The 16,634-nt window shown below is 43.1% G+C and carries 15 protein-coding genes; 6 read left to right on the top strand and 9 right to left on the bottom strand.

Annotated elements, in window-relative coordinates; all coding sequences use genetic code 11:
* Positions 1–19: 19 nt before the first annotated feature.
* From ACEE44_RS08085 to ACEE44_RS08075, 3 genes are all read right to left on the bottom strand, one after another.
* Positions 20–1,207 carry a glycosyltransferase family 4 protein gene (locus ACEE44_RS08085; protein WP_449171878.1) on the bottom strand — a complete coding sequence of 396 codons (1,188 nt, stop codon included), beginning with the start codon at positions 1,205–1,207 and terminating at the stop codon, positions 20–22.
* Positions 1,204–1,926 carry an adaptor protein MecA gene (gene mecA / locus ACEE44_RS08080; RefSeq protein ID WP_449171877.1) on the bottom strand — a complete coding sequence of 241 codons (723 nt, stop codon included), beginning with the start codon at positions 1,924–1,926 and terminating at the stop codon, positions 1,204–1,206. Before mecA ends, ACEE44_RS08085 begins: the two co-directional genes overlap by 4 nt.
* Positions 1,927–2,050: 124 nt before the next feature.
* Positions 2,051–2,887, bottom strand: a complete 837-nt coding sequence (locus tag ACEE44_RS08075) for an undecaprenyl-diphosphate phosphatase (RefSeq protein WP_449171876.1) — start codon at positions 2,885–2,887, stop codon at positions 2,051–2,053.
* Positions 2,888–3,013: 126 nt separating this feature from the next.
* On the opposite strand from ACEE44_RS08075, the gene ACEE44_RS08070 reads away from it, so the two are divergent.
* Both ACEE44_RS08070 and ACEE44_RS08065 read left to right on the top strand, forming a co-directional pair.
* On the top strand, positions 3,014–4,579 hold the full coding sequence (locus tag ACEE44_RS08070) for an ABC transporter substrate-binding protein/permease (RefSeq protein ID WP_449171875.1): 1,566 nt from the start codon (positions 3,014–3,016) through the stop codon (positions 4,577–4,579).
* Positions 4,572–5,315 (top strand): amino acid ABC transporter ATP-binding protein, encoded by a 744-nt coding sequence (locus ACEE44_RS08065; protein WP_449171874.1) that lies wholly within the window; start codon positions 4,572–4,574, stop codon positions 5,313–5,315. Before ACEE44_RS08070 ends, ACEE44_RS08065 begins: the two co-directional genes overlap by 8 nt.
* Before the next feature lie 225 nt (positions 5,316–5,540).
* On the opposite strand, the gene ACEE44_RS08060 is transcribed toward ACEE44_RS08065, so the two are convergent.
* The 6 genes from ACEE44_RS08060 to ACEE44_RS08035 form a co-directional block, all read right to left on the bottom strand.
* A complete protein-coding gene (locus ACEE44_RS08060; RefSeq protein ID WP_009910800.1) occupies positions 5,541–5,750 on the bottom strand; it encodes a capsule biosynthesis transcriptional regulator in 210 nt (69 codons plus the stop codon).
* An 83-nt stretch (positions 5,751–5,833) separates the two neighbouring features.
* Positions 5,834–6,739: an SPFH domain-containing protein gene (locus tag ACEE44_RS08055; protein ID WP_449171873.1), complete on the bottom strand. Its 906-nt coding sequence runs from the start codon at positions 6,737–6,739 to the stop codon at positions 5,834–5,836.
* Positions 6,740–6,752: 13 nt separating this feature from the next.
* Positions 6,753–8,003: a threonine ammonia-lyase IlvA gene (ilvA, locus tag ACEE44_RS08050; protein WP_449171872.1), complete on the bottom strand. Its 1,251-nt coding sequence runs from the start codon at positions 8,001–8,003 to the stop codon at positions 6,753–6,755.
* Between the two features lie 742 nt (positions 8,004–8,745).
* Positions 8,746–9,768, bottom strand: a complete 1,023-nt coding sequence (gene ilvC, locus ACEE44_RS08045; RefSeq protein WP_449171871.1) for a ketol-acid reductoisomerase — start codon at positions 9,766–9,768, stop codon at positions 8,746–8,748.
* Positions 9,769–9,815: 47 nt separating this feature from the next.
* Positions 9,816–10,292, bottom strand: coding sequence for an acetolactate synthase small subunit (gene ilvN, locus ACEE44_RS08040; protein WP_105125208.1), 477 nt, complete (start codon positions 10,290–10,292; stop codon positions 9,816–9,818).
* A complete protein-coding gene (locus ACEE44_RS08035) occupies positions 10,285–11,988 on the bottom strand; it encodes an acetolactate synthase large subunit (protein ID WP_449171870.1) in 1,704 nt (567 codons plus the stop codon). Before ACEE44_RS08035 ends, ilvN begins: the two co-directional genes overlap by 8 nt.
* Positions 11,989–12,214: 226 nt before the next feature.
* On the opposite strand from ACEE44_RS08035, the gene ACEE44_RS08030 reads away from it, so the two are divergent.
* From ACEE44_RS08030 to ilvD, 4 genes are all read left to right on the top strand, one after another.
* The gene (locus ACEE44_RS08030) at positions 12,215–13,267 is read left to right on the top strand and encodes a GtrA family protein (RefSeq protein ID WP_449171869.1); all 1,053 of its coding nucleotides are present in this window, start codon (positions 12,215–12,217) and stop codon (positions 13,265–13,267) included.
* Positions 13,254–14,195 (top strand): phosphodiester glycosidase family protein, encoded by a 942-nt coding sequence (locus tag ACEE44_RS08025; RefSeq protein WP_449171868.1) that lies wholly within the window; start codon positions 13,254–13,256, stop codon positions 14,193–14,195. Before ACEE44_RS08030 ends, ACEE44_RS08025 begins: the two co-directional genes overlap by 14 nt.
* The gene (locus ACEE44_RS08020) at positions 14,170–14,592 is read left to right on the top strand and encodes a hypothetical protein (RefSeq protein ID WP_332410771.1); all 423 of its coding nucleotides are present in this window, start codon (positions 14,170–14,172) and stop codon (positions 14,590–14,592) included. Before ACEE44_RS08025 ends, ACEE44_RS08020 begins: the two co-directional genes overlap by 26 nt.
* Before the next feature lie 160 nt (positions 14,593–14,752).
* A complete protein-coding gene (gene ilvD / locus ACEE44_RS08015; protein WP_449171867.1) occupies positions 14,753–16,468 on the top strand; it encodes a dihydroxy-acid dehydratase in 1,716 nt (571 codons plus the stop codon).
* Positions 16,469–16,634 lie beyond the last annotated feature (166 nt).

Raw genomic sequence — 16,634 nt, 5'->3', positions numbered from 1 at the left:
TTCTTGTTTAGAAAGATTCTTATTTTCTTTTCTTGGCTTGCTGCTTACGAAGACAGCGCTTTTCCTTACAATCCGCTATGCGTTCCTGACGATAACTGCTATTTCCAATGAATCGAAGGAGATTGAGTAGGGGCATGCGATTTTCACCAAAAATACCTATCAACTCACATAAGACCTCTACACCCAGTCCCATGGTTAGAACCAAGAGAACACCACCTAGACGACTGGAAACATTAAGCAAGAGCGAAGTCAAAGAAAATAGGAAGGAAATGGCATAGATAACTAAAACTGTACCACGATGAGTCAAGCCTAGAGATAGCAAACGATGGTGTAAATGCATCTTATCCGCCTCTGAAATTTTTTTTCCAGACAATTTTCGACGGATGATGGCTACAACCGTATCTGTAATTGGAACCCCCAAGATAATCATGGGAGTAACCACCGCAACTGCTGTAGAATTTTTCAATCCTTGGAGTGACAAAACTCCAATCATGAAACCAATAAAGAGAGCTCCGGTATCACCTAGATAAATAATAGCTGGATTATAATTATAAGGCAAAAAGCCTATAATAGCGGCCACCAGAATAAAAATAGTCAGGGTCAAAAAGATATTGCTATCATGTAAGAAAAAGTAGGAAACAATTCCCATGGTCGTCAATGAAATGATAGACACCCCTGACACCAAACCATCCAGACCATCGATCAAGTTGACCGCATTAGTAATAGCCACAATCCACAAGACAGTTAAAAAGAAGGATAGCCAGCTTGGAAAAATGAGCAAGGGCCCACCGAATGGGATCTTGAAGCTATCAAAATGGAATTCCGTAAAAAACCAAATCAGGGTCGCAGCAAGAACAATTCCAAACATCTTTGGAGCTGGACCCAACTCCTTCACATCATCAATATAGCCTGTAATGATGATAATAAGCGAGGATACAATCAAGGGCAAAACATAGTGCAGGTAGGTTCCATGATAATTAACATGGGTGACAATTCTCGGCAAAAAGACCAAGGCAGCCAAGGCAAAAGCTATGAAGATAGCCAAGCCTCCAGCCGATGGCATGGGCACCTTGTTGATTCTACGCGCGTTTGGATTATCCACTGCACCTACTCGGAGAGATAGGAACCTGACCAAAGGGGTCGCAAAAGCAGCTACAACCATGGTCGAAATGATGACCATTATATATTTTAAAGCAAAAGGCATCATAGCAAGGAAACCTTCCTAAGTTCCTCTAGGGCTGCAACTGGCAAGAGGGTCACCCCATGTTCCTGCAGGACAGGTCTAGTTAACTTAGTATCATTGGCAAATTCCAACATACGCGCCAGAAGATAGTCAGGGTAACGCTTAGAACGTTCCTCGATATTGATCAAGACAGTCATATAGTAGCGGCCGTCCATCTTATAGAGCTCTGACTCTTCGATAGGGTAATCTACTGTTCCTACAAAAGCCATCAGTTCATCCATGTTAGGAAAATCAAGGATGTAGTAGATGTAGCCTTCTGACTCACTCTCCTCAGCTTCCTCAGCCTTTTCAACTTCTTCCAAATGACGAACAGCATCCATATCCTTACTGCTTCGCTCTCGAGCAGTCTGCTCCAGATTCTTGAAAAATTCATCCGGGCTCATGCTGGAAATATCACCAAAATCCGACAAGTCTGAAAACTCATCAAAATTCAAATTCTGATCTAAGTCAGACTTGGTTACAAAAATATCCACCCGATCTGGTTTAGGAGTGACACGAAAACTCAACATCCCACTTTCTCGGAAGGTTAAAGGCAATTCTAATTCGTCCAAGACGGTATAGAAAAATTCTTCTGTCTTTTCTTGAGGAATGAGGAAGTCAGCCAGCTCCATCCCTCTTTCTTCTAAATCATCCATTTTTATAGTGATTTTCAAGGTCGAATCACTAATTTGTTTTACTTTCATATTTACCTCATACTATGAATAGGTGCCGAAAAATATAGCATTCATTTTCAATTCTCATACATATCTCTTTCCATTATACTAAATGACTGCTTGAAAGACAAAAGAAAAGCAGGTTGCCCTGCTCTTAAAATAAGAATGTGATAAAAGAATAGACTAACAAAATTGCTCCCAAGATAATCCGGTAATATCCAAAAACTGTAAAATCATTTTTCTTAACAAAGTCGGTCAAGAAGCGTATAACAACTAAGGAAACAAGATAGGCAGTCAAACTAGCAACCAGGAGAATGAGAACTTGCTCAAGATTTAGACTATTTCCGTCCAAGAAGTATTTTACCGCTTTTAAACCACTGTAACCAAACATGGTCGGGATTCCAAGGAAAAAGGTAAAGTCAGCTGCAACCGTTCGACTTGTACCCAAAATGATCGCTCCAAGGATAGTTGCTCCAGAACGACTGGTTCCTGGAACAATACTTAAAACTTGGAAGCAACCGATGAGAAGAGCGGTTTTATAAGACATTTTAGCCAAATCCGTCACCTGTGGTGCCACATCTCTATTTCGATTCTCAATCCAGATAAAGGCAATACCATAGACAATTAAGGCAATCGCAATCGGTACCATAAAGTTAAAATGTGCTTCAAACCAACTGTCCAAAGGTACAGCGATAATAATGGAAGGAATACAAGCGATGACAACCTTTGCCCAGAGTTGCCAAGTTAATTGCACTTCTCTCTTAGTTTTACCAGGCTGAAAGGGATTCAACTTATTGAAATAAATAGTCATAACTGCTAGGATTGCCCCCAATTGAATGACAATATTAAACATTTCAACAAAACTTGCGCTTTGATTGAGTTTTACAAATTCTTGCACTAGAATCAAATGTCCCGTTGAAGAAACCGGCAACCATTCCGTTACCCCCTCAATAATTCCTAAGAATATGGCTTTCAACAATTCTAAAAACATAAAAAGCTCCTTTTTATCAATTCTCACTATTATACCATAAAAAATAACAAAATGATAGTTCAAGGATATTGAAATTTGTCAGAATTTTTAATAAAATGGTGTAATACCATTTAATAAGGAGTCATTATGAAACATAAACTTAGTATCTTTCTGCTAAGTCTTCTTGCCGTCTTTTCCATGGCAACAGGCGTAAAAGCAGATGAATACCTCCGGGTTGGTATGGAGGCTGCTTACGCACCTTTCAACTGGACCCAGGAGGATGACAGCAACGGTGCTGTTCCTATTGAAGGAACCAACCAGTACGCCAACGGTTATGACGTTCAAGTTGCTAAGAAAATTGCTGAAGCATTGGACAAAGAACTACTGGTTGTCAAAACCAAATGGGAAGGTCTGGTTCCTGCCCTTACTTCTGGCAAGATTGATATGATCATCGCCGGCATGAGCCCAACTGAAGAACGTAAGAAAGAAATTGCTTTCTCAGACAGCTACTATACATCTATTCCAACCTTGGTCGTGCGTTCAGACAGCCAGTATGCTAAGGCGACTAGCTTGGCTGAATTTGCTGGGGCAAAAATCACTGCCCAGCAAGGTGTCTACCTCTACGATTTGATTGACCAAATCCAAGGTGCTGACAAACAAACAGCTATGGGAGATTTCTCTCAAATCCGTCAAGCCCTAGAAGCTGGCATCATTGACGCCTATGTTTCTGAGCGTCCAGAAGGTCGTACAGCCGAAGCAGCCAACAAGGCATTCAAGATGGTCGAATTATCAGATAATTTTGAAACCAATGCTGAAGACGTGACTATTGCTGTCGGTATGCGTAAAGACGATGCTCGCATCAGCCAGGTCAATGAAGTACTAGCTACTCTTTCGGAGAACAACCAAATTGCACTTATGGACAATATGATTGAAAACCAGCCTGTTGAAGAAGCCAGCGAAGGCGAAACTCCTAGCTTCTTTGCTCAAGTGTGGAATATCATTGTCAACAACTGGCAGCAATTGCTTCGTGGTACTGGAATGACCTTGCTCATTTCCATCCTTGGAACCATTATCGGTACCCTTATCGGTCTTTTGATTGGTGTTTTCCGTACTGCTCCAAAAGCAGCTAACAAGGCTCTTGCTATTGGTCAAAAAATTCTCGGTTGGTTTATCAATATCTACATCGAAGTTTTCCGCGGTACGCCAATGATTGTACAATCTATGGTTATCTACTACGGTACTGCCCAAGCCTTCGGTCTTAACCTTGACCGTACCCTCGCCGCCATTTTCATCGTATCCATCAATACCGGTGCCTACATGAGTGAGATTGTCCGCGGTGGTATTTTCGCAGTAGACAAGGGGCAATTCGAAGCCGCTACGGCTCTTGGCTTTACCCACAACCAGACCATGCGCAAGATTGTTCTGCCACAGGTTATCCGCAATATCCTACCAGCGACTGGTAACGAGTTCGTTATCAACATCAAGGATACTTCTGTATTGAACGTTATCTCAGTTGTTGAATTGTACTTCTCAGGAAATACCGTGGCGACACAAACCTACCAGTACTTCCAAACCTTTACCGTCATTGCCATCATTTACTTTATCTTGACCTTTACTGTGACCCGCATCTTGCGAGCAGTTGAAAAACGCTTTGACACAGACACCTATACAACTGGTGCCAACCAAATGCAAATCGAGGTGCCTCATGACTAATAATGTAATTCTTGAAATTAAAAATCTAAAGAAATCCTACGGACAAAACCAGGTCCTCAAGGACATTTCTGTAACAGTTGAAAAAGGAGAAGTGATTTCCATCATTGGTTCATCTGGTTCTGGAAAATCAACCTTCCTCCGTTCCATCAACCTCTTGGAAACACCCACCGAGGGACAAATCCTCTACCACGGTCAAGATGTCTTGGCCAAGGGCTATGATTTGACCACCTATCGTGAAAAACTAGGCATGGTATTCCAGTCTTTCAACCTCTTTAACAACCTCAATGTCTTGGAAAATGCCATCGTAGCACAAACCACTGTATTGAAACGCGATCGCGCAGAAGCTGAGAAAATCGCCAAAGAAAATCTCAATAAGGTCGGTATGACTGAGCAATACTGGCAGGCAAAACCAAGCCAACTCTCTGGTGGCCAAAAACAGCGTGTTGCCATTGCCCGTGCTCTGTCTGTAGATCCAGAAGTTATTCTCTTTGATGAACCAACTTCCGCTCTAGACCCAGAAATGGTCGGTGAAGTACTCAAAACCATGCAGGATTTGGCCAAGTCAGGTCTAACCATGGTGATTGTTACTCACGAAATGGAATTTGCCCGTGATGTTTCTGATCGTGTTATCTTCATGGATAAGGGTATCATCGCTGAAGAAGGTACTCCTCAACAAATCTTTGAAAATCCACAAGAAGAGCGGACCCGCGAATTCCTACAGCGTTTTTTAGGATAAGCCTTCTCACCTATAGATAGTAACCTTACCAGTTTCATACTCTTCGAAAATCAAAATTATCCGTTGTCAACTTGCCTAGATGAACTTCAGTTCTATCGTCGGCTTCGTTTCCTAGGCTACTTTTGATTTTCATTGAGTATCAAAAGCTGGTAAGTTTTTTTGAAATAAAAAAAGAAGACCAAACGGTCTTCTCGGTAAATATTCTAAATAAAATGATTATTTAGATTAGTTTTCAAATTTCTTGTGGTTTTTATCGTAAAAGTCAATCAACCCCAAGGCAGTCGCAAATGAAATGTTATCAATTTTAGCGCGTCCTTGTGCAAGAGCGATAACTGACATCTCACGAGCATTAGTTTCTTTAGAGATACGGTAGCCTGTGATTTTCTTTTCGCGTACCCAACCGACAACAGCGGCAACTTTTTCGTAACTAGTCATAATGAGCCCCTTTCCTTTTTATTCGTGCAATTTAGTATAGTATAAATCGCTTTGACTTGTCAAGTAAAATGTTCGGATTTTACTTATTTTTTTACCTGGAGAGCAGACAATATCTGTGTACGAACATCTTCTACTCCGCCAGCATTAGCTGGTAAAAAGATTGTTTGATTACCTCCTTGCGCAAAATTATTTAATGTATCCAAGTATTGGTTGGTCAACAAGATAGACATAATCTGCTCTTCTGTCATGCTGATGTTAGACTCTTTCAGTTCACGAATAGAATCTGCTAGTCCGTCTACAATTGCCTTCCTTTGTTGGGCAATCCCCACACCATGTAGGCGGTCTTTTTCAGCTTCTGCTTCAGCAGCAGTGACTATTTTAATCTTATCGGCTTCTGCCAATTCTTGGGCCGCAACCCGTTTCCGCTGAGCTGCGTTGATTTCATTCATTGATTGCTTAACCTCGGCATCTGGCTCAACCTTGGTAATCAAGGTCTTGACAATAACATAACCGTAGGTCGACATCTCTTCCGCCACCTGTTTTTGTACTTCAAGGGCGATTTCATCTTTTTTCTCGAAGAGTTCATCTAAGGTCAACTTAGGCACCGAAGAGCGCAGGGCATCTTCAATATAGGATTTAATCTGTGCCTCTGGGTGCATGAGTTTGTAGTAGGCATCTGTGACATTATTTTCATTGACACGATACTGAGTAGCTACATTCATGGTCACGAAGACATTATCCTGGGTCTTAGTTTCCACCACAATTTCACTTTGCAACATCCGCAATTGGATACGAGCCGCGATGACATCTACCCCAAAAGGTATTTTAAAGTTAATACCAGAGGTAGAAGTCTTTTGGTACTTCCCAAACCGCTCTACAATGGCAACTGTCTGTTGCTTGACCACATAGAGACCAGAAACGATCAAAATCAATAACAGAAATACCATAAAGAGTAAGCTAACTAGAAAAATGACTGGACCTGTTGACATAAAAACCTCCCATTTACACTAACATTTTATACAGCGAATCATTCTCATGAAGATTGATATACTGTGGATCGAAATCTTCTAGGCGAGAAAGGAATTGGACGTAGTCTTCCTTATTGCCCAGGGCAATCCCGATCAAGACTGGACCAGTACCCTTATTGGCACGTTTGATGTACTCAAAGCGAGTAATATCATCATTTGGACCTAAAATATCATTTACAAATTCACGCAAGGCACCCGGACGTTGTGGGAAATTCACAACAAAGTAATGTTTAATTCCCTCATAAATAAGAGCTCTTTCTTCCATTTCCGGCATACGGTTGATGTCATTATTACCACCTGAAATGATACAACAGATAGTCTGTCCCTTAATCTTATCCTTAACGACTTCTAGTGCTGCCACAGTCGCTGCTCCTGCTGGCTCAGCCACAATCCCTAGTTTTGAATAGAGGTCCAAAATGGTGCCTGAAATCCACCCCTCATCAACACCAATCAACTTATCCACATGTTTGCGAGCTACTTCATAGGTTGAAGCCCCAACCTTTTGAACAGCAATACCGTCCGCAAACTTATCAATCGATGCTAGTTTTACTGGACGTCCCTTATCAAATGCAGCCTTCATGGAACGGGCTCCGTTTGCCTCAACCCCGATAATCTTAATTTCAGGAGCATTTTCTTTCAAGAACGCAGAGACTCCGGCAACCAATCCACCTCCGCCTACTGGCACAAGGATTTGATCAAAACTAATGGACTGTTCCTCAGCTTCTTCTAATATTTCGTAAGCTACTGTACCCTGACCAGCCTGCACATTGGCATCATCGAATGGATCAATAAAAGTTTTTCCACTCTCTTTTGTAAATTCTTGTGCTGCTTGGGCAGATTCGTCAAAAGTATCTCCTACCAAACGAATATCAACAAAATCTCCACCGAAGAAACGAACCTGTCCAATCTTTTGCTGGGGGGTCGTAATAGGCATAAAGATTGTCGCAGGAATCTGCATTTCTTGACATGTATAGGCAACACCTTGGGCATGGTTACCCGCCGAGGCACAGACTACCCCTAGTGATTTTTCTTCATCAGACAATTGTGAAATCGCATAGTATGCTCCACGAATCTTAAAAGAGCGAACCCGCTGCTCATTCTCACGCTTGATATAGATGGTGGCTCCGTACTTTTCTGATAAGTAGCGACTGTAATCTAATGGCGTCCGAACGACAACTCTTTTTAAGACTTCGTAGGCCTGCTCTACATTTTTTGCTGTAATCATATTTGCACTAATTTCTTTCTATAATCATATTGTACCAGTATTTTCAAAATAATACTAACAATTATACGCATGTTTAAAATAATATTATACATTTCATTCAAATACCGAACTTTTTAGCTATAGTATTCTTCCTTTGACTATTCACTTTAAAAACAAGAAGGAATTTTATAGACTAAAAATAGGATAGACCTAGTTTGCTTTTGCACAGAATCTTCCTTGAGTGGGTCAAAGCAACCTCTCTAATGATGGAATGAGTTACACTTAGACATAGGGAGCCGAAGAAAGCAAATATTATCTATTGAAGGACTATAACATAAATAGACGGTCAAAAGAGCTGGCCCCACCAGCTCTTTAATATGTCTTGTCTACTAAACTTTTCCAAAACTCCCTAACTTCAAAATAGGATAGGGAAGCAAAAGCTTTTCCAACTGTCTATTCGTAACCAAAATTCCGCTTTCCAATCTTTAAGCGTATGCTTGAATTTCTGGACGGCCAGCTGAAAGAGTCTATCCTCAGACTCTTTCACTCCACTTCAACTTCCTCGCTCTCTTGTTTTCAAGCGAGGGCGTATGGTCGCTCTCACATTTCTAGGCGACCAGCTGAAAGAGTCTATCCCCAGACTCTTTCACTCCCCCGGACTGCCTTGCTTTCGTGTTTCTGGGTAAAGGCTAGAATAGCCTATCCGCAGGCCGCCTCGCTCTCTTATTGTCAAGCTCGGGTTAAAATAGTCCCCCGGACTATTTTAATTATAAATCTTAAACGAATCGTCGTCGTTGCGGCTGACGAATGGCATTGCTTTGCGGAGTTCTGCTCCGACTTTTTCGATTTCGAGTCCTTCTGCTTCTTTGCGGTAGGCTTCCATGCGTGGACGGCCTGCTTTGTAGTCGTTGACGAAGTCGTTGGCGAATTTACCAGACTGGATATCCGCAAGGACTGCTTTCATGTTTTCTTTAACTTGGTCTGTAATCACGCGTGGGCCTGATACATAGTCACCGAATTCAGCAGTGTTTGAGATCGATTGACGCATCTTCTTGAAGCCACCTTCGTAAACAAGGTCAACGATGAGTTTCATTTCATGGAGCACTTCAAAGTAAGCCAATTCTGGTGCATAGCCTGCTTCTGTCAAGACTTCAAATCCAGCCTGCATCAGAGCTGTCAAGCCACCACAGAGAACCGCTTGCTCACCAAACAAATCTTCTTCTGTTTCTTCCTTGAAGGTTGTTTCCAAGAGACCTACACGAGCTGAGCCAACACCTTTTGCCCAGTCCATAGCAATGTGCTTAGCGATTCCAGTTGCATCTTGGTAAACTGCGTAAAGGGCTGGTACACCAAATCCTTCTTCAAAGGTACGGCGTACCAAGTGACCTGGACCTTTCGGTGCACACATGAAGACATCCACATCTGCTGGTACCTTAATAAATTCAAAGTGAACGTTGAAACCATGAGCGAAACCAAGAGCATTTCCTGCTTCCAAGTTTGGAGCGATTTCGTCATTGTAAAGGTCAGCCTGGATTTCATCTGGAGCCAAAATCATGATAACATCTGCTTGTTTTGCTGCTTCTGCTACTTCAAAAGTTTCAAAACCGTCTTCTTTAGCCTTGTCAAATGACTTACCAGCACGCACACCGATGATAACATCGTGTCCTGTATCACGCAAGTTTTGGGCATGGGCATGGCCTTGTGAACCATAACCGATAACAGCGATACGCTTGCCGTCAAGTGCTGCTACTGTTACATCTTTTTCATATTGCATTGCTACTGCCATAATTTTTTCTCTTTTCTATTTTTTTATTATTCTATAAGGGTTTAAGACTAATCTCGACTAAAGCCAGTTGCTCCCGTCCTAGCGATATTCTTAATGCCATATGGCTGAATCACACGCAGGAGGGCGTCAATCTTATCTCCGTCGCCAGTCATTTGAATGGTAATGGAGTGCGGTGCCACATCAACAACGCTAGCACGGAAAGGTTGGATAATGGCTAAAATTTCTGCCCGCTTAGCTGGTGGAGCAACGATTTTAACCAGAATCACCTCCCGTTCCAAGTGTGGAATATCCGTCAAATCGCGGACACGGACCACATCAATCAAGCGATTAAGTTGCTTGATGATTTGTTCTACTTCGTCCATGGTTGCCACATCGACAATCACTGTAACTCGGGAAATGCCATCTACTTCGGTCGGACCGACCGAGATGGACTCAATATTGATTTGCCGGCGAGATAATACACCTGTAAAGCGGTTGAGGACGCCCGATGAATTTCGTAATTTTGCTGTTAACATTCTACGCATTGAACTTCACCCCCAACATCTCTGCATTGCTCTTGCCAGCTGGCACCATTGGTTGAACGTGCTCTGCTTTGGAAATATGCACTTCAATCAACATAGGTTTGTCTTCCAGAATGACCTTCATATCTTCGGACAGGGTTGCTGGATTGTCAAAACTGTAATGGGCAATGCCATAAGCCTCAGCTAGCAGCTGGAAATTTGGCTCCGCATCAAAGACAGACTGACTACGGCGTTTGTCATAGAAAGACTCCTGCCACTGACGGACCATGCCGAGCGAGTGGTTGTTAATCAGAACCACCTTAATCGGGACGCCATAGCCGTTGAGAATGGCCAATTCTTGGTTGGTCATCTGGAAACCACCGTCCCCAACAAATAGAACAACTTCCCTATCAGGGTTGGCTAACTTGGCACCAATGGCTGCTGGAATCCCAAAGCCCATGGTTCCCATGCCACCTGATGTCACCAACTGGCGGGCATGTTTGTAAGGATAGAACTGGGCAGTCCACATCTGGTGTTGACCAACATCCGTTACGACGATGGCGTCACCCTTTGTCAACTGACCAATTATCTCAATCGCTTGTTGCGGCTTGATAACTGTCGGGTCTTCCTCATACCAGAATGGTGCTCTGCGTTTATTTTCTAAGACCTGAGCAGTCCAGTCGGCATAGTCTGTTTCTACTGGGTCCAGCTTGAGAAGAGCTTGCAGAGTTGCCTTAGCATCTCCCACGACTGGTATGGCTGTTTTCTTAACCTTACCGATTTCAGCTGGGTCGATATCAATATGGGCAACGGTTGCGTTCGGTGCATAGGTGAGAGGATTACCTGTCAATCGGTCGTCAAAACGAGCGCCAATATTGATAATGTAATCCGCATCATTCATGGCCATATTGGCTGCATAGGAACCGTGCATGCCACCCATACCGAGTGCCAACTCATGCTCAATTGGCATGGCACCTAAACCTAGCAAGGTAGAAACAACTGGAATCCTGTAACGTTCCGCAAAGGCAATCAGTTCCTGATTGGCATCAGCGTAGTTGACACCACCCCCAGCAAGGATAACTGGTTGCTTAGCCTGACTAAGCTGTTTCAATACTTTCTTGACCTGTAAACCATTTGGCTCAACTGTTGGTTGGTAACTTGGGAGTTGAACGGTTGGATCGTGATAAAAATCAACTACTCTCTCTTGAATATCTTTTGGAACATCAATGACAACCGGACCTGGACGACCAGTTGTTGCAATATGAAGCGCCTCTGTAATCACACGAGGAATATCTGCGGTATCTCGAATCTGATAATTATATTTAGTAATCGGCATAGTCATACCCAAGACATCGGCCTCTTGAAAGGCATCCTTACCGATTCCCCGTGTAGCTACTTGACCTGTAAAGACCAACAAGGGTACGCTATCTCCCATAGCATCCGCAATGCCTGTGATGGCATTTGTTGCTCCTGGACCAGAGGTCACAATGGCTACACCCACCTTTCCTGATGATTTAGCGTAACCTTCTGCCTCGTGAACTGCTCCTTGCTCATGACGAGCCAAGATATGTTGAATACCCTCATATTGGTAAATTGCATCATATAGTGGTAAGACTGCTCCACCTGGATAACCAAATACTAAGTCAACTCCTAATTGATGCAAGGTATCCAAAATTAGATAAGACCCCGAACGTGGTTGGTCTAGTTGAATTTCTTGCACGAATGTTCCTCCTCTCTGCAAATGTGTTATCTACTATAATATCACAAGGAATTGGAATGTCAAGAAAACTTTCTGAAAATTCCTACATTTGTTCGGATTCTTAAAAATTCCCAAAGAAATTCTTAAAGCAAACTTAAGCTAATCGCAAGCCTCATCTAGTTTTAGCTTGCTTTTAGGAAAGTCCCGTATAGTAAACTCATCAAGAAAAACATACGAGGTTTATGATATGTATTATGTAGTGATACCGGCTTATCAGCCAGATGAAAAATTGATCCAACTCTTAGAAGTTATAAAGAATAGACTAAACTGCCAGGTCATTGTTGTAGATGATGGAAGTACAGGGCAAGCCAAAAATATTATTGAAATCGCCAAAACCTATGCCATTGTTCTCCACCACGATGTCAATAAAGGAAAAGGCCAAGCCTTACGGACTGCCTTTAGCTTTATCCAAGATTTGAGAAAGCCTGGTGTCGTTGTTACCGCTGATGCAGATGGCCAACATGCTGTGAATGATATGGACCGTGTCGCACGCGCAGCCATGAACCTACCCAGCCGCCTCATCCTTGGCGTTCGTCAATTTACTAAGGACATCCCGCTCCGTAGCCGATTTGGTAACAAACTAACTAGAGTCTTGTTCCGACTACAAACCGGTGTCAATGTATCCGATACACAAACTGGCTTACGTGGTTTCCACACCGACATGATTCCATTTATGTTGGACATTGAGGGTGACCGCTACGAATATGAAATGAATATGCTGACCCAAGCAAGTCAAGCCTATAAAATCACGGAAGTTCCAATCCAAACCATTTATATCGATGATAATGCCAGTTCGCATTTTCGTCCCATAAAAGATGGACTGCTCATTTACAAGAATCTCTTCAAATTTGCCCTGGCATCTTTTGGTGGATTCCTAGTCGACTATGGTATCTATGCCTTAGCTTTATTGGTGCTGACCGGACTGCCAACTGCTGCACGTTTGTTAGTTGCTAACACCATTGCTCGCATCTGCAGTGCTAGCTGTAATTTTGTCCTCAATAAGAAATTAGTCTTTAAAAACAAAGAAAGCGTCGCACGAACAGGTGCTGGCTACTTTACTCTAGCTCTCATTCTCTTCCTAGCTGATACAGCTCTTCTTTATCTTTTCCATCAAATTCTTGGACTTAACCTCTACCTTGTCAAACTTGTGGTCGGAGTCTTCCTCTTCCTAGCCTCTTGGCTCATTCAAAAAAATATCATCTTTAAAGAAAGGAAATCATATTCCCATGAAATTGCTTAAAAAACCCTTTGCCTACGCCACCATCTTTGGAATGCTGCTAACGAGTGGATTTTCCTACTCTATGTTGAAAACTTTCATCCTGTCTGAAGCTATTTCCACCGTCGCGGCAAACAGCACTACTACAAGTAGTCAACCGACAGCAGAAACGACCGCTTCATCAGCCACTACTGCCTCAACAGCTACCAACGTGACGACAACAGATACATCTTACTCTGATGATAATATCCAAGTTAACTTAGAAACCATCACTACCAACAACACAACTGTCTATGTGGCTGATATCCAGGTCAGCTCTCCAGAGTATCTAAAGACAGCTCTAGCCCAAAATACCTACGGTACCAACGTAACGGCCAAAACTTCTGAAACCGCTGCCGCAAACAATGCTATCCTAGCTGTCAACGGTGACTATTACGGCGCCAACTCAACTGGTTATGTCATTAAAAACGGCGTCCTCTACCGTGACACTGTCCGTGACAATGCAGCTTACGGCGACTTGGCAATCTACGCCGACGGCTCATTTGAAATCATCTATGAAAATGAAATCACTGCTCAAGAATTGATTGACAAGGGGGTCGTCAACCTCTTAGCATTCGGTCCATCATTGGTAGAGAATGGCGAAATTGTCGTTGATACATCAACAGAAGTTGGACGTGCCAAGTCATCCAATCCTCGTTCTGCTATCGGAATTATCGATGAAAACCATTATATTATCGTCGTAGCCGATGGGCGAACATCTGAAAGTCAAGGACTTTCTCTCTATCAAATGGCCGAGGTTATGAAGCAGTATGGTGTCCAAACAGCCTATAACCTTGACGGTGGTGGTTCGTCAACCCTCTACTTCAACGGCCAAGTCATCAACAATCCAACAACAAACGGAAATACTATCTCAGAAAGGGCGGTAAGTGACATTGTCTACATCGGTTACTAATCAAACATCTACGCGTACTGCGCGTACCTTCATTACCTACTTGGCTACAACAGCCTTCCTCTTTATCTTCAGCCGTATCTACGAAAGCCTTAGTTATGGCGAGGTTTCATTCTTCATGCATTATATGTTCTGTGTGACCCTGATTGGCGGAGCTTTACTCCTTGGTATGCTCACTCTAAAGCCAAACTTATCACGAATGACTTTTAATCTCTGGAATTCAGGTGTTGCCACCATTACAGCAGGCTTCCTGCTCCGTGGTATCATCAACCTGTCTGGTCGTTCAACCACCTTGGACCAACCCTATTGGTTTATCGGTGCAGGGTTCTTAGTTCTTGCCTTGATTAGCCTCTTCTTTACCGGAAACAAGAAAGTACAGCTCCGAGCAACTGCTCAGTAACAAGAACAAACTAGAACAGCCTTTAGAACATCCAAGGCTGTTTTGTTTTATTTTTTGAAATATTCAGAAATTTCACATCATTTAACAAATCCTTTTTCATTTCCCTCATAACTATGGTATAATAAGGGAACTAATCACCAGAAAGATAGGGAGAAGAGAAATGACAGATAAAGATACACTCAAAAACCTCCGTCATCGTAGCTCTGTTTACGATTCGATGGTCAAATCGCCCAACCGTGCTATGTTGCGTGCCACAGGCATGACCGATGATAGTTTTGAAAAACCAATCGTCGGAGTGATTTCAACCTGGGCAGAAAATACACCTTGTAATATACACTTGCATGACTTTGGAAAATTAGCCAAAGAAGGCGTCAAAGAGGCAGGGGGCTGGCCTGTTCAGTACGGTACCATTACCGTTGCAGACGGGATTGCCATGGGAACTCCTGGCATGCGTTTCTCCTTGACTTCCCGTGATATCATCGCTGACTCTATTGAAGCAGCTATGGGAGGTCATAACGTAGATGCCTTTGTCGCTATCGGAGGGTGTGATAAAAACATGCCTGGTTCCATGATTGCCATCGCAAACATGGATATTCCTGCTGTATTTGCCTATGGCGGAACCATTGCGCCAGGTAATCTCAACGGTAAAGACATCGACTTGGTATCCGTTTTTGAAGGAATCGGAAAATGGAACAATGGCGACTTAACTGCTGAAGAAGTTCGTCAAATCGAGTGTAACGCTTGCCCTGGACCTGGTGGTTGCGGTGGCATGTATACTGCCAATACCATGGCTACTGCCATTGAGGTTATGGGCATGTCCATTCCAGGCTCTTCTTCTCACCCTGCTGAATCTCCTGAGAAAAAAGCGGATATTGAAGAAGCAGGTCGTGCCGTTGTCCGCATGTTAGAACTGGGCATCAAACCATCTGACATTATGACTCGTGAAGCCTTTGAAGATGCCATTACAGTCACAATGGCACTCGGTGGTTCCACCAACGCTACTCTTCACTTGCTGGCCATTGCTCACGCTGCCAACGTTGACTTGACCTTGGAAGATTTCAATGATTTCCAAGAACGGGTACCTCACTTGGCAGACCTGAAACCATCAGGAAAATATGTCTTCCAAGACCTCTACAATGTCGGTGGCGTCCCAGCTGTCATGAAATACTTGCTCAAAAACGGCTTCCTTCATGGTGATCGCATCACATGTACAGGTAAAACCGTTGCTGAAAACCTTGAAGCTTTTGCAGACTTGACTCCAGGTCAAGATGTCATCATGCCACTTGAAAATCCAAAACGAGCGGATGGACCTCTGATTATCTTGAAAGGTAACCTTGCGCCTGAAGGTGCCGTTGCCAAGGTTTCAGGCGTGAAAGTCCGCAATCATACTGGACCAGCTAAGGTCTTTGATTCGGAAGAAGAAGCTATCGAAGCAGTCTTGACTGACGAAATCGTAGATGGCGATGTAGTCGTTGTCCGCTATGTTGGACCAAAAGGCGGTCCTGGTATGCCTGAAATGCTGTCCCTTTCTTCTATTATTGTCGGCAAGGGGCAGGGGGATAAGGTGGCCCTTCTGACAGACGGTCGTTTCTCTGGCGGAACTTATGGTCTGGTTGTTGGTCACATTGCTCCTGAAGCCCAGGATGGTGGTCCAATCGCCTACCTCCGCACAGGAGATTTGGTGACGGTGGACCAAGATACCAAGGAAATCACCATGCATGTTTCTGACCAAGAAATCGAAGAACGCAAGAAAACAACTGTTATTCCACCACTCTACTCTCGTGGTGTTCTCGGAAAATACGCCCACACCGTATCCTCTGCCTCTAAAGGAGCTGTTACGGACTTCTGGAGACCAGAACGCAGTGGGAAAAACTAAATAATTTCAAAAAACCCTGTCACTGCGACAGGGTTTTCACAAGGAGAAAATCAAATGAAACTAAACGTCGAACTCTCCCGTTTTCGTGTTATAGTAAAATGAAACAAAAATAGTACATTTATGGTATAATGTACTTATGGCATATTCATTAGATTTTCGTAAAAAA

Source organism: Streptococcus sp. 32226D021BW (assembly GCF_053545015.1).
This window is presented reverse-complemented; position numbering and strand designations above follow the sequence as displayed.

Excerpts from the sequence above, each read along its gene's own strand:
- ACEE44_RS08075 (WP_449171876.1), bottom strand. The coding sequence starts at position 2,887 with ATGTTTTTAGAATTGTTGAAAGCCATATTCTTAGGAATTATTGAGGGG.
- ACEE44_RS08030 (WP_449171869.1), top strand. The coding sequence starts at position 12,215 with ATGTATTATGTAGTGATACCGGCTTATCAGCCAGATGAAAAATTGATC.
- ACEE44_RS08065 (WP_449171874.1), top strand. The coding sequence starts at position 4,572 with ATGACTAATAATGTAATTCTTGAAATTAAAAATCTAAAGAAATCCTAC.
- mecA (WP_449171877.1), bottom strand. The coding sequence starts at position 1,926 with ATGAAAGTAAAACAAATTAGTGATTCGACCTTGAAAATCACTATAAAA.
- ACEE44_RS08025 (WP_449171868.1), top strand. The coding sequence starts at position 13,254 with ATGAAATTGCTTAAAAAACCCTTTGCCTACGCCACCATCTTTGGAATG.
- ACEE44_RS08055 (WP_449171873.1), bottom strand. The coding sequence starts at position 6,739 with ATGTCAACAGGTCCAGTCATTTTTCTAGTTAGCTTACTCTTTATGGTA.
- ACEE44_RS08060 (WP_009910800.1), bottom strand. The coding sequence starts at position 5,750 with ATGACTAGTTACGAAAAAGTTGCCGCTGTTGTCGGTTGGGTACGCGAA.
- ACEE44_RS08070 (WP_449171875.1), top strand. The coding sequence starts at position 3,014 with ATGAAACATAAACTTAGTATCTTTCTGCTAAGTCTTCTTGCCGTCTTT.
- ilvD (WP_449171867.1), top strand. The coding sequence starts at position 14,753 with ATGACAGATAAAGATACACTCAAAAACCTCCGTCATCGTAGCTCTGTT.
- ilvN (WP_105125208.1), bottom strand. The coding sequence starts at position 10,292 with ATGCGTAGAATGTTAACAGCAAAATTACGAAATTCATCGGGCGTCCTC.
- ACEE44_RS08085 (WP_449171878.1), bottom strand. The coding sequence starts at position 1,207 with ATGATGCCTTTTGCTTTAAAATATATAATGGTCATCATTTCGACCATG.
- ilvA (WP_449171872.1), bottom strand. The coding sequence starts at position 8,003 with ATGATTACAGCAAAAAATGTAGAGCAGGCCTACGAAGTCTTAAAAAGA.
- ilvC (WP_449171871.1), bottom strand. The coding sequence starts at position 9,768 with ATGGCAGTAGCAATGCAATATGAAAAAGATGTAACAGTAGCAGCACTT.